The sequence below is a fragment of the Kitasatospora sp. NPDC087861 genome, from assembly GCF_044742585.1.
In the GTDB taxonomy this organism is placed as follows: Bacteria; Actinomycetota; Actinomycetes; order Streptomycetales; family Streptomycetaceae; genus Kitasatospora.
Genome location: NZ_JBIUUS010000015.1, coordinates 177,501 through 189,551, shown reverse-complemented (window position 1 = coordinate 189,551; position 12,051 = coordinate 177,501). Strand labels below are relative to the sequence as shown.

Genomic DNA, 12,051 nt, shown 5'->3' with positions numbered 1-12,051 from the left:
TTCAGGACGCCGCAGGGGAGAACAGCACCGCGTGGCGGGCGATCGAGGCCCCGTGCTCGGCGCACTGCTGGTAGCAGCAGGACAGCAGGACGAGATCGGCGGTGTCGACCGGGTCCGCGTCCGCGTCCGCTTCGCGGAGGAGCAGCTCGTACAGCAGCCGCTGCCGTTGGCCGACCTCGTGCAGCTCGCTCAACACGTCCGCCACGCCCTTGGGCGCGCCGGACTCCAGGGCGTCGGCCGCCCGTGCGACCAGGCCCAGCGCAGCGTCGGCGATGCCGTGCAGCGAGGCCAGCGGGCGCTCACCGAACAGCTCCCGCCCCTGGCGCGCCCAGGCCGCCTCCAGCAGCCGCTGCACCAATTGCCCGAGGGCCTCCACCTCGCAGCCGACGTGGACCCCGACGACGACCCCGGCCCGCCCCCCGAGCGCTCCGGCGGCGTCCTCCTCGATCCGGGACCGCAGCTCGGCCAGGGCCTTCTCCGCGGCCGGAATCCCGTTGCCGCCGCCCGCCGGATCGGCCAGTACGGCCGTCGCGCCGCGCAGCGCGGTGTGCGCGAGCCGTACCAGAGCGGCCAACTCGCCGATCAGGGCGCGGTACGCGCCGTCTGCGCCGCCGGACATCCCGTGCACTCCCGTCCTCCAGCCCCCTCGACCAGTGTCGCCCCGTCGTCGCGGGGCCGCCTCGGCCAGGACGCTCACGGCAACGGCAGCCGTGGCCTGGCCCCGCGGTGGTGCGCGGCGGTGGGGCCGATCGGCCCCGAGGAGCCGAGGCGGACGGGCACCGGGGCGGCCGTCACCTCGCAGACGGTGCGGTGCCGCGTGGTCGTTCCGCCGTGGTCAGACCAGGCCCGCGCCCCAGGCACGGGCACGGTCGAGCTCGCCGGCGCGCAGCGGGCCGTCGGCGCCCTCGACGAGGAAGCCCTCGGGCTCGGCGACCACGTCGTAGTGGTGGCCGGAGAGCCGGTGGGCGATGCCCTCGGCGGCGCCGCCCGCCCGGGGCGTGTCGACGCGGGTGTCGAACGCGGCGGCGTAGGTGCCGGATTCGGTCTCGGGCAGGTCGTGGAACCAGGACCGCAGGCCCGGCCCCCGGGCGGCCCGGTGGGCCTCGGCGGCGGCTTCCTCGCGGCCCTCCCGGTGGTCCTCGGCAGCGGCTGCCATCCGGCGGCTGAGCCCGGAGGACATGCCGTGCAGGTGGGTCGGGCCGCCCACCACCAGCAGGTCCGCGGACCGGGTCTGGTCGGGCCCGGCCTCGGCCACCGGGAGGCAATCGACGGCCGCCTCCGGGTCGGCCTGGTGGACGCCCTCGGCGATCGCCCGGGCGATCTCGCGGGTGTTGCCGTACATGCTCTCGTACACGATCACGGTGTGCATGGTCCGCACCTTTCGTCACCCCTCAGGTTCGCTCCGCGGACACCGTCCGGGCGCGGGCCGTTCGGCCCGGATCGGGTCGCCGGGTGGGCCGGATCAGTCCTACGGGACGATGGCGACCGGGCCGAGAACGACGGAACGGCGCAGGTCTTCGGAACTCGCGGACGTCATGGCTCCTCCTCGGGGACGGCGACCGGCCCTTGCTCCACGCTAGGCAGGCCCGGCACTCGCCACGCGGGCCGACCGGCCCATGGCCCCGAGCCCGGCGGTCCCACCGCGAGGACGTCGATCGGTGCCCCCGACCGCACCAACCGGTCGATCCCGTATTCGTCCAGCCCGCCGCTGTCAGTCGGTGAAGAGGTGCGGGTGGGGCGGTGCGGCCACGGGCGCGTTCCCGTGCTCGTGCTGGAAGTGGTGGATCCGGGCGTCGGGGCCCGGGAAGTACTCGGTCACCCGGTCGTCGTCCGACCAGTGCACGTCGTACGGCGGGCTGCCGTCCGGGTGGTGCAGGCCGACGATCTCGCCGTCTCTCCGGGCCGCGCCCGGTCGGGTGCCCTGGACGATGATGCGGTCTCCGACGGCGGCTTTCATGCCGTCCTCCCTGGGGCGGTGCGGGGGCGCCGGGCCGTGCCCGGTCTTCCGTACCTCCATGGGACCACCGAAGGCCGGTCGGGGCAGGGGCCGGTCGGCCCTGCCTCGGGCCCCGGGCGGGGGAGGAGGCTGGAGAGGTAGAACGCGACGGCCGAGGAGTTGCGCCATGCCCACCGTCCACACGCCGCAGACCACCGCCGAGGCCCTGCTGGCCGACGGCACGACGGTCGGGATCCGGCCGATCGGCCCGGACGACCGGCAGGCCGTCCTGGACCTGCACAACGACGGGTTGTCCGAGGAGAGCCGCCGGATGCGGTTCTTCGGGGTCAGCCGCAACACGCCGGGGCAGGCCGCCGACCGGGATGAACCGGGACAGCCGCTGGTCCTCGCCGATCACACCCAGGGCGCCGTACTCCGCGTCCACCAGCGTGACCGCGGCCTCCACGATGTGCTGCAGGGCCTGAGCCAGCTCCAGGTCGCGCCCGACCGCCAGCACCGCCTCCAACAGGCTGTGCACCCGGTCGCGGGTGCCCCGGGCCGCGTCCAGCCGGGCCTGCAGCTCCTCCAGGAGTTCGTCCAGCCGCAGCTTCGGCACGGGGGCGGAACTCTCCGATGCGCTGACCAAGGGATCCTCCACGGCTCGCCCGACGCCACTGACCAGCCTAGGTGCGTACGGTCCGGTGCGCCGGGTGCAAGAGGGCCCATCGGCCCAGCCGGAGGACCCCGCCGGCCCCCTGGCGCCGGGCGTGGCCGCGCACAAGGCTGGAAGGGCGAGCGGAACCGTCCCGGCTCCGCCACTCCCCGAGGAGTGATCGCGGCATGAAAGCGCTCACCTACCACGGACCCGGCCGCCGTACCTGGGGCGATGTCCCGAACCCGGTGGTCCGCGACCCGGAGGACGCCGTTGTCCGGGTGGACGCGGTCACCATCTGCGGCACCGACCTGCACATCCTCAAGGGCGACGTCCCCGAGGTCACCCAGGGCCGGATCCTCGGCCACGAGGCCGTCGGCACCGTCACCGAGACCGGACCGGGCGTACGCACGGTCACGGCCGGCGACCGCGTCCTGGTCTCCTGCATCTCCGCCTGCGGCCGCTGCGCCTACTGCCGCGGCGCGAGCTACGGCCAGTGCACGGGCGGTGGCGGCTGGATCCTCGGCCACCTGATCGACGGCTGCCAGGCCGAGTACGTCCGCACCCCCTTCGCGGACACCTCCCTGTACAGGCTGCCCGAGGGCGTCGGCGACGAGGACGCCTTGCTGCTCGCCGACATCCTGCCCACCTCGTACGAGGTCGGCGTCCGCAACGGCAGGGTCGGCCCGGGCGACACCGTGGTGATCGTCGGCGCCGGGCCGATCGGGCTCGCCGCGATCCTCACCGCCCGCCTCTACAGCCCGTCCCGCGTCCTCGCCGTCGACCTCGCCCGGAGCCGAATCGACGCCGCCAAGCGCTTCGGCGCCGACGCCGTGCTCACCGCCGCCGAGGTCACCCCGGAATCCGCGCGGTCGCTGAGCACGGACGGCCTCGGCGTGGACGTCGCGATCGAGGCGGTCGGCGTGCCCGAGACCTTCGAACTGTGCACCCGCCTGGTGCGCCCCGGCGGCCGGGTCGCCAACGTGGGCGTGCACGGCAGGTCGGCGGTGCTCCACCTGGAGGACCTCTGGGCCCGGAACATCACCATCACCACCGGTCTGGTCGACACGAACAGCACCCCGTTGCTACTGGGCCTGCTGGCGGCCGGCCGACTGGACGTCGCCGGGCTGGTCACCCACCGCTTCGGCCTCGACGAGATGCAGGACGCCTACGACGTCTTCGCCGACGCGGCCGCCACCGGAGCACTCAAGGTCGCGCTCTTCCGGACCTGACCCGCGGGCACCGGCAAGCCGAGGAGGCACACCGTGGACACCAGCCCCGATATCGACGCCGTCAGGCGAGCCGTTCCTGCCGAGGTGGCCCGCCGGATCGTCGAACGCCGCGACCAACTCGGCCTGGATGAAAAGATGTTGGCCTATCAGGCGGCCATGGCGCCCCGCTACCTGAGGCATCTGCTGGATGCCGGCCCGGCCTTCGATCCGGGCGGGTTCGCCCGGATCGCCGCCGCACTGCGGATGACCTGGTCCGAGCTGCTGGAGGGGCGCGCCGATGCTCCCCCGGGGCAGCCGGACCCCGGCCCGCGCCCCCTGCTGCTCCACCTCACCGAACCACAGTGCTGGGAGCTGATCGGCACCCACGGTGTCGGCCGGATCGGCCTGCCCGGCGGGTCCGCACCGGCCGTCCTCCCGGTCAACTACGCGGTGGACGCCGGAACGATCGTCTACCGCACGGCCGCTCACGATGCCGCCGCAGCAGGGAACGGCACACCGGTCTCGTTCCAGGTGGACCACATCGACGACCACCTGAGCCGGGGGTGGAGCGTGCTCCTCCTCGGCGAGGCGCAGCACGTCGGAGACCCGGCCGAGCAGGAGCGGCTGGCGGCGCTGCCCGGCGCCACACCCTGGGCCGGCGGCTCCCGCCCGCTGTGGGTACGGATCCGCCCGGACAAGGTCACCGGCCGTCGGATCGACACCGGCTGAGCGGAGCGCAAGGTCGCGGACGGCACGGGTTGGCGGACGTCCGGGCAAAGATCGACCACTGGCGGTACGGGACACGAGGCGACGGCGGCGGGCCGCTGACCCCGGCCTCGCCGGTGCGGGTGGCGCAGCGAGGATGTCGACGACCTCGGCGCGCACCGGGGCGGGGAGAACGGAACAGGCTCCGGGGCGGTCGCACCGTGCCGTCCGACCCGTGGCGCGGCCCCGTCTTCGGCCTGACGCTGGAAGTGAAGGGGCGTGGCAGGAGCCGACCCGCACCACCCTGTTCTCCGGCGCCGGCGGACCTGCCACCGTACGGTCGGCCGCCGACGAAGGGATGACGATGTCCACCGCATCACCCAGCTGGCCCACCTCGACCACGGCATGGGTCGTGGACCACACCTCTCCGATCGGCGACAACCCACTTCGTCTGGTCGAACGGCCGCTGGACGACACCGGCCCGAACGGACTGCTCCTCGAAGTGGAGGCCTGCGGAGTCTGCCGCACCGACCTGCACCTGGCCGAGGGGGACCTGGAGCCACGCGTCCCGCGCTGCACGCCCGGCCACGAGATCGTCGGCCGAGTCCTGCGCACCGGCCCCGACGTCACGGACTTCACACCCGGCGCCAGAGCCGGTGCCGCCTGGCTCGCGGGCACCTGCGGGCAGTGCCGGTACTGCCGGGCCGGACGGGAGAACCTCTGCCCCCGCTCGCGCTACACCGGCTGGGACCTCCACGGCGGATACGCCCGGTACGCGGTGGTCGACGCCCGCTTCGCCTACCACCTGCCCGAAGGGCCACCGGCCGAGGAACTGGCGCCACTACTGTGCGCCGGCATCATCGGCTACCGCGCCCTGGAACGCGCCGAACTACCCCCAGGCGGCCGCCTCGGCCTCTACGGCTTCGGCGCCTCCGCCCACCTCACCGCCCAACTCGCCCTCGCCCGGGGCGCCGTGGTCCACGTCCTCACCCGCTCCGACGAAGCCCGACGGCTCGCCCTCGACCTGGGCGCCGCCTCGGCCGCGGACGCCTACGACGCTCCACCCGAACCGCTCGACGCCGCGATCCTCTTCGCCCCCGTCGGCGACCTCGTCCCCGTCGCCCTCGCGGCACTCGACCGCGGCGGCACCCTGGCCGTGGCCGGGATCCACCTGACCGACATCCCCTCCCTCAACTACCAACGCCACCTCTTCCAGGAGCGCACCCTGCGCAGCGTCACCGCCAACACCCGCGCCGACGGCCTCGCCTACCTCGCCGAAACCTCCCGGCACCACCCCACCGTCCACGTCCAGCGCTACGCCCTGGACCGAGCGCCGGACGCACTCGCCGATCTGGCCGCCGACCGCGTCACCGGGGTCGCCGTCCTCACTCCATGAACGCGCCCGACGGTGGCCGGACCACCGCGCGCCGCGACCAACCGGACGTTCTCGACTCCACCCTGCCCCTGGTCAGCCGTGCGTTCGCCGCCGACCGCCTCGTCGAAGCGCTGGGCGGCCGAGCGCAGGAACGGTCGGCACGACGGTCAGCCAGGGCGATCTCTCCAGCGCCGAAGCCGGCCTCGCCGCCCTTGCGGCGCTGCTGCTCATCCGGTGCCCGACGCATCCACGTCGGGGTCCCGGTGGCGCCGGGCCCGGCCGGCGGGAACCATGGCAGGAGGAGCGCGCCGGCGCCGGGGCGGGTACGGGAAGGCAGGGTCTGGATGTCATTGATCGACTTTTCCGCTCTGCGCAGGCTGGTGGCGGAGGCAGACGTGCTCACCCGGGACCCGCGAGTCCCGACGACCGAGGCCGAGCGGCGGCTCGCCGACGTGTACTACACGATCTGCGTCTACATCGGCCTGCGCGATCCGGCGCAGGCCCTGGAACAGGCTCGCAGACTGCTGGCAGAGCAACAGCCCCTCGTGGGTACTCACTGAAGCTGCGAGTAGGCCCCCAACTGTCGCCACGGCGATGGCCCTCGCCATCGGGGTGAACCTCGGCCGGGAGCTGGCCCGGCTCCTCCTGTCCGCGCCGCGCGCCGCCCCGCCGGACAGCCGGCGGGGCGGTCGCCACCGTGGGTAGGGGTTGCGGCGGATCCGCAGGGCGGGCACGAACAGCGGCCGGCAGACCGGTTTGCCCGGCCGGTGCGGTGGTAGACGCGGGGGTTGTGGACAGGCCCTGACCGGTGAACCGCCGTGCGGGCCGTCCCGACACCCGTACCGTTCCCTCATCAACCCGGGAGGCCTCCGTGATCGCCCTCGGCGTCATCCTGCTCATCATCGGCTTCGTCACCGGCATCTCGATCCTGTGGACCATCGGCATCGTGCTGCTCGTCATCGGCCTGGTCCTGTGGATCGCCGGTTCCCTCGGGCATGCCATCGGCGGACGCCGCCACTACTACTGAACCGCCCGGCTGCGCCGCATCGGCGCGGGACGGGCACGTGAAGCGTCGGCGGCCTCGGGGCGCACGGCGAGTTCCCTGCAGCGACGGGCAAGGAAACCTGCGACGGCCACCGGAGAGACGGCCTTCAGCGACGTCGGATTCTCATCCGAGTACGGCGCGCTGAGGGCCGCTGTGCCGTTTTTCGCAGGTCGCGGGTGCGGTCGTCGGATCACGGCCCGAGAACGGGCAGCCGGTTCCGGGAATCCCGGACGGGCCGGGGCCGGGTCAGGGGCGGTCCTCGTGGATCCCGCAGATCCAGGCCAGTGCCTGGTGGGCGCCGAGGACGTACACGTGGTCCGCCCCTCGTGTCAGGGCCTGCCGGAGGCCGACGCCGGCGGCCTGGCACTCGGCCAGTAACTGGGCGCGGCACGGTCCGGCGGTGCCGGGCACGGCGGTGGCGGTGACGGGCGCCGCGATCTGGGCGCCGACGGCCCAGCGGTAGGCGCCCAGTACGCCGTGCTCGAAGCCGGTCCAGGGCCGGGGGCGTCGGTTGGCCGTGTCGATCGCGGCGAACACCTCGTCCATCGGGCGCACTCCCACGGCCGGGATCATCTCGTCACTGGTCATGTCCGCAACCTACGTCCGCCCGACGCCGCTCGCCCGGGAACGACGGCCGGGTGTGGCGCGGGGACCTCGGCTCCCGGTGAATCGGGACCGTCGGTACGGTGCTGATCGTCCAGTCCTGGCTGATCGGCGTCGGCTGCGCCGTCTACGGCGGCGCGTTGGCCGGGCGCGCCGTCGTCCGGGCCCGTCGGGGGTCGTAGCAGCCGCTCGCTGCTCACCGGCTTCCTTCGGAGGCACTCGGCGATCCGCCCCGGGAGCACGCGATCGGCGGCTCACGCTCTGCGGGTGTGAAAGGGGCGGTCGCCGGGCACGCGCCAGTAGCACGGGACCTGCCGACTTGGGGGTGAACCCGATGGACAGGCCAGCACGCCACGGCTGCCTCGGCGGGCGGGGTCGCTGCCTTGACTTGTCCGCTGTGCAGCACCCCGTCGCCGTGGCCCGGCACTTCGCTGAGGAGGTGCTGGCTTCGTGGGGCGTTGGCGGCGCGGTGCGGGAGGACATCGTGTTGGTGGTCAGCGAGTTGGTCGCCAACGCCCGCCTGCACACCCGTGGTCCACGCCGGGTCAGCCTGACGGCGCGCGGCGGCAGCGTGCGGATCGAGGTCACCGACGGCAGCCCCGTCCGGCCGGTGCAGCGCCCGACGAGCCCTGGGCGACCGGGCGGTTACGGCCTGTTCGTCGTCGAGGAACTGTCCACTCGGTGGGGCGCCGACGTCGGACGGGCAGGGAAGGCTGTCTGGGCCGAGTTCTCCGTCCCCGGTGCACGGGACTAGCGCGAGGGCCCGCACGGTCGGTTCGACGAGCGGGCCTGCCCGGCCCGGGTGCCGGGTTCGTTTCCCGGATGCGGGGTACACGCGGCAGTCCAAGGACAGGAGGGTGTGACCATGCCTCGCGGATCGAGTCCGAAGAGGGAGCGGCAGTACGAGCACATCAAGGACAGCGCCTTGGACCGCGGTGAAAGTCAGAAGCGCGCCGAGGAGATCGCGGCCCGCACGGTCAACAAGGAGCGGGCCCGGCACGGGGAGTCGAAGACCGCCAGCCGCAGCTCGGTGAAGGACATGTCCTCCTCCCGGCGCGGCGGGCTGCGCTCGCACAGCGGCGCCCAGGGCCCCACGTACGACCAGCTGTACAACGAGGCCAGGCAGCGCAACATCCACGGCCGTTCGAAGATGAACAAGAAGCAACTCGAACGCGCCCTCGGTCGATAGGAGTGGGTGACCACGGGTACGGTTCCGGTGCCTCCCGACCCCGACATCACTCCGACGCCACACGGCATCTGCGTCCCCGCCCGCCTGGGCGGGGGGATGCGTCTGGCGATATCCGCGCGGGTCTCCGCACCGCGGAGGGACGGTCCTGGTCCCACGCGACCCAGTCTGGAGAGGAGCTTTCCATGTCCACTGACGCCATCGTCCTCCTGAAGGAGGATCACAAGGAAATCCGCCGGCTGTTCCGGGCCTTCGAAGCCGCCGACGAGGACGCCAAAGCCACCAAGCACAACCTGGTCGACAAGATCGTCGAAGCCCTCACCGTCCACACCTACATCGAGAACGAGGTCATGTACCCCATGGTGCGCGAGCTCGTCCCGGAGCTGGAGCGGAACATCCTGGAGTCCTTCGAGGAACACCACGTCGCTGATGTCCTGTGCGCCGAACTGGACACGATGGGCCCCGACGACGAGCGGTTCGACGCCAAGACGACGGTGCTCATCGAGGCGGTCAGCCGCCACATCGAGGAGGAGGAGCACGACTGGTTCCCCCAGGTGCGGGAGACACTGGGCCGCAAGGAACTCCAAGGGATCGGCGCTCGCATGATCGAGGTCCGGGCCACCGCGCCGAGGCGTCCCAAACAGCCGAGCGCGCTCAGGAAGGCCGCCGACGCGATCTTCGGCTGAGCCGGTCGCCGATGCCGCCAGGGTTTCCGTGGCGAAGCTACGCGCCTGGGCCACCGGGTGCGCCGCGCCCGTGAGGTCCAGACAGCAGGTGGCCGCCGGCCGGGCGTCCGGCGGCGCCGGTCCCCGGGTCCGTGCTGTCAGTCATCAGGTCCACCTCGTCATCTGAGGCCGGCCAGGCGGTGGCCCGAATTCCGTCTCCGGCGGCTGCCCGTGGCACACGGTTCCACACAGCCGGTGGCCGGTCGAACAGGCACCGATCGGTGAGCGCCGACCGCGAGACCCGGCGAGTGTCTTCGAGAATAGACGTAGCAAAGCGGGGACGACGCCGACGACAACTGCGTGTCCGCAGCCCGCGATCGGGGGACCGGCGGGGTCGCCCGGCAGCTCTGCGCCGACAGCGCCTCCGCTGGCCGAACGGCTCCGGAGCCGGGTGCAGGCCCCGTCCGGGTGGTCCGATGACCTGCGCGGATACCCGACCCGCGAAGTGCCGCCACCGCCGGGGCGCGCGCTGTCCAGGAGTCTGCCGCCCCCGGGCGAAGGAGCCGCTCAGCGGACGAGGACGCATAGCAGGCAGGTGTCGTCGCGTGGATCTGCGGGCCCGACCGCGTCCGTGAGTTCACGGGCGATGGCCGCACAGGGGTTCGCCGCCGCGAGGTCTTCGATGGTCTTGGCGAGGCGGTCGAGGCCGATGCGCAGGTCTTCGCCGTGGCGTTCGACCAGACCGTCGGTGAAGAGGAAGAGCCGGTCACCAGGCCGCAGTTCGCTCTGCGCGAGCTCGTACTCGCTGCCCGGGTCGGCCCCCAGAATGCGACCGGCGGGGCGGGACAGGGCGTCGGCCGCGCCGTCGCGCAGCCGGAGCAGGGGCGGGTGGCCGGCCTGCGCCCAGGTGAGCAGCGCGGATCCGTCCGGCATCTCGAGAACGGTGAACCAGTCGCCGCCCACCGGGGTGCCGGCCTCGGCGGAGAGGTAGGAGACCTCGCAGCGAAGCCCGGCGATGTCGAGCGGCTGGGTCGGGACGGGGAGCAGCGCCTCCTGAAGGCGTGCGGCCAGGAGGTGTTCGGTGTGCAGGGTCCGCTGCTGGGCGCTGACCGCCCGTTGGGCCCCGCCCAGGGCCTGTTGGGCGAGGGCCTGCTCGGTCAGGTCCTGGAAGAAGCCGTGGACCTCGACGGGCGCGCCGTCGGCGTCGGTGACGGCCTCGGCGACGATCCGCAGGTGCTTGGTGCCGTGCCGGGTGCGGATTCGCAGCGGCACGTCGATCGGCCGGCCTTCACCCAGCAGCCGGCGCATCGCCGCGCCCGTTGCGGAGATGTCATCGGGAAGGACGTGCCGGGAGAGTTCGCGGAGGGTCATCGGGCCGAGCGCCGGGTCCCGGTCGAAGATCGTGAACACCTGCGCGGACCACTGCAGTCGGCACGGTCACGGACCGGCCCGGGGCGGAACCCTTTCATCCACATACGGAGGTGTGGGGGGTTGCGGCCACGCCCTCGACACCTTCGACCTGGCGAGCTGCGCGACCACCTGGCCGGCGCGGACTGGATCGACGACACCGGGTTCGCGCTGATCGCGGACCAGGAACGCGAGCGCGCACCACCTCCCGGACCGAAACTGTGCCGAGGGGACGTCCCCCAGGGGACACCGCCGCCTCGGCAGCTGCCCGACGTCTGGGGGGCCGTGCCGCTACCGCGGGATTTCGCCGTCGGCCGCCCCGTCGAGCAGGCCGGCGGTGTCGGTCAGCAGCAACAGCCGTGAGACCTGCGGGCTCGCTGCTCGCACCCGCATCGCACGGTTGAAGGCGAGTGCTTGTCGACGTCCCTGAAGCAGCGCGTTCAGGCCGCCGCAGTCGCAGAAGGTCACTGCGCCGAGGTCCACCTCGACGAGGGTGGGAAGGCCGGCGAGCGCGGCGGTGAGCGCGCGACGGAGGTGGTGCGCATTGTCGTGGTCAAGTTCGCCGGCCACCATCACGATGACAGTCCCGGCCGGATCGCGCCGTGAGCTGATGGCGAGGTTCTCGCCTTGGCCCGTGGCTGCGGCGTACGCCGTACCCGACGGCGCAGCGTCGGCAGGCCTGCGTATCCGTGGGGCGCGGCGATACAACATGACCTTGCTCCTCCCGCTGGCACGGGTGCTGTCAACCAGATCCTCCGCCCCGGGCGCGAGACATGTCAATAGATACGTGAAATGTATTGCGCTAGTTGCGAAGCGCGAACTGCCATTCGTATGATGGGGGCATGGAAACGACGTCTGACACCAGCACGAACGAGGGCCGCACGAGGTGGACGTTCCTCACCAACCACGCGCGCGTGCTGTCCCTCCTCGCTCGGGACCCGGGCGTCCGGCTGCGCGACGTCGCAGCGGCCTGCGGGCTGACCGAGCGTGCGGTCCAGGGCATCGTCGCGGACCTTGAGGCCGAGGGCTATCTGACCCGCTCCCGCGAAGGGCGGCGCAACCGCTACCGGATCGCCCCCGAGGCCAGGCTGCGCCACCCCGTCGAGGCACGACACACCATCGGCGCCCTCCTCGCGCTGCTCAGCGAGGAGGCCGACCCGGAGCAACTTGATTCGTCGGCCGGAGCGGCCGGCGAGGACGAGGGCGGCCGGTTCGCACTGCAGCGGTGAGCCGCTGCGGGCCGGGCGCGGCCGCCGTCGACAGGAG

At 72.9% G+C, this 12,051-nt stretch carries 15 protein-coding genes and 1 pseudogene; 9 read left to right on the top strand and 7 right to left on the bottom strand.

Annotated elements, in window-relative coordinates; genetic code table 11:
- Nucleotide 1: 1 nt before the first annotated feature.
- The 4 genes and pseudogenes from ACIOJE_RS22210 to ACIOJE_RS22195 all read right to left on the bottom strand — a co-directional run.
- A complete protein-coding gene (locus ACIOJE_RS22210) occupies nt 2–619 on the bottom strand; it encodes a hypothetical protein (RefSeq protein WP_400778117.1) in 618 nt (205 codons plus the stop codon).
- A 216-nt stretch (nt 620–835) separates the two neighbouring features.
- Nucleotides 836–1,369 (bottom strand): flavodoxin family protein, encoded by a 534-nt coding sequence (locus ACIOJE_RS22205; protein WP_400778114.1) that lies wholly within the window; start codon nt 1,367–1,369, stop codon nt 836–838.
- A 342-nt stretch (nt 1,370–1,711) separates the two neighbouring features.
- Nucleotides 1,712–1,957, bottom strand: a complete 246-nt coding sequence (locus ACIOJE_RS22200) for a DUF1918 domain-containing protein (protein WP_280679183.1) — start codon at nt 1,955–1,957, stop codon at nt 1,712–1,714.
- A gap of 351 nt (nt 1,958–2,308) precedes the next feature.
- Nucleotides 2,309–2,594, bottom strand: a pseudogene (locus ACIOJE_RS22195) (histidine kinase); the annotation flags it as partial.
- Between the two features lie 182 nt (nt 2,595–2,776).
- Here ACIOJE_RS22195 and ACIOJE_RS22190 point away from each other — a divergent pair.
- The 5 genes from ACIOJE_RS22190 (at nt 2,777) to ACIOJE_RS22170 (ending at nt 6,906) form a co-directional block, all read left to right on the top strand.
- A complete protein-coding gene (locus ACIOJE_RS22190) occupies nt 2,777–3,820 on the top strand; it encodes an alcohol dehydrogenase catalytic domain-containing protein (protein WP_400778109.1) in 1,044 nt (347 codons plus the stop codon).
- A gap of 33 nt (nt 3,821–3,853) precedes the next feature.
- Entirely contained in the window at nt 3,854–4,528 is a 675-nt protein-coding gene (locus tag ACIOJE_RS22185; RefSeq protein ID WP_280679169.1) for a pyridoxamine 5'-phosphate oxidase family protein, read from the top strand.
- 340 nt (nt 4,529–4,868) lie between these two features.
- On the top strand, nt 4,869–5,900 hold the full coding sequence (locus ACIOJE_RS22180; protein WP_280679168.1) for a zinc-binding alcohol dehydrogenase family protein: 1,032 nt from the start codon (nt 4,869–4,871) through the stop codon (nt 5,898–5,900).
- Nucleotides 5,897–6,439, top strand: a complete 543-nt coding sequence (locus ACIOJE_RS22175) for a DUF5133 domain-containing protein (RefSeq protein WP_280679166.1) — start codon at nt 5,897–5,899, stop codon at nt 6,437–6,439. The genes ACIOJE_RS22180 and ACIOJE_RS22175 overlap by 4 nt, the downstream gene beginning before the upstream one ends.
- 311 nt (nt 6,440–6,750) lie before the next feature.
- Entirely contained in the window at nt 6,751–6,906 is a 156-nt protein-coding gene (locus ACIOJE_RS22170) for a DUF6131 family protein (protein ID WP_280679164.1), read from the top strand.
- A 264-nt stretch (nt 6,907–7,170) separates the two neighbouring features.
- Here the strand turns inward: ACIOJE_RS22170 and ACIOJE_RS22165 are convergent, their stop codons facing one another.
- Nucleotides 7,171–7,512 carry a hypothetical protein gene (locus ACIOJE_RS22165; protein WP_280679162.1) on the bottom strand — a complete coding sequence of 114 codons (342 nt, stop codon included), beginning with the start codon at nt 7,510–7,512 and terminating at the stop codon, nt 7,171–7,173.
- Between the two features lie 412 nt (nt 7,513–7,924).
- Here ACIOJE_RS22165 and ACIOJE_RS22160 point away from each other — a divergent pair, with 412 nt between their 5' ends.
- The 3 genes from ACIOJE_RS22160 (at nt 7,925) to ACIOJE_RS22150 (ending at nt 9,399) form a co-directional block, all read left to right on the top strand.
- A complete protein-coding gene (locus ACIOJE_RS22160; protein ID WP_280679160.1) occupies nt 7,925–8,281 on the top strand; it encodes an ATP-binding protein in 357 nt (118 codons plus the stop codon).
- A gap of 111 nt (nt 8,282–8,392) precedes the next feature.
- Nucleotides 8,393–8,716, top strand: a complete 324-nt coding sequence (locus ACIOJE_RS22155) for a plasmid stabilization protein (protein WP_280679308.1) — start codon at nt 8,393–8,395, stop codon at nt 8,714–8,716.
- A gap of 182 nt (nt 8,717–8,898) precedes the next feature.
- Nucleotides 8,899–9,399, top strand: coding sequence for a hemerythrin domain-containing protein (locus tag ACIOJE_RS22150; RefSeq protein WP_280679158.1), 501 nt, complete (start codon nt 8,899–8,901; stop codon nt 9,397–9,399).
- Nucleotides 9,400–9,945: 546 nt separating this feature from the next.
- On the opposite strand, the gene ACIOJE_RS22145 is transcribed toward ACIOJE_RS22150, so the two are convergent.
- Together ACIOJE_RS22145 and ACIOJE_RS22140 are read right to left on the bottom strand one after the other, a co-directional pair.
- Nucleotides 9,946–10,806, bottom strand: a complete 861-nt coding sequence (locus ACIOJE_RS22145; RefSeq protein ID WP_400778160.1) for a PP2C family protein-serine/threonine phosphatase — start codon at nt 10,804–10,806, stop codon at nt 9,946–9,948.
- A 270-nt stretch (nt 10,807–11,076) separates the two neighbouring features.
- Entirely contained in the window at nt 11,077–11,496 is a 420-nt protein-coding gene (locus ACIOJE_RS22140) for an STAS domain-containing protein (protein ID WP_280679156.1), read from the bottom strand.
- 131 nt (nt 11,497–11,627) lie between these two features.
- Between ACIOJE_RS22140 and ACIOJE_RS22135 the strand changes: the two genes are divergently transcribed.
- A complete protein-coding gene (locus ACIOJE_RS22135) occupies nt 11,628–12,014 on the top strand; it encodes a winged helix-turn-helix domain-containing protein (protein WP_280679154.1) in 387 nt (128 codons plus the stop codon).
- The last annotated feature ends 37 nt before the right edge of the window (nt 12,015–12,051 follow it).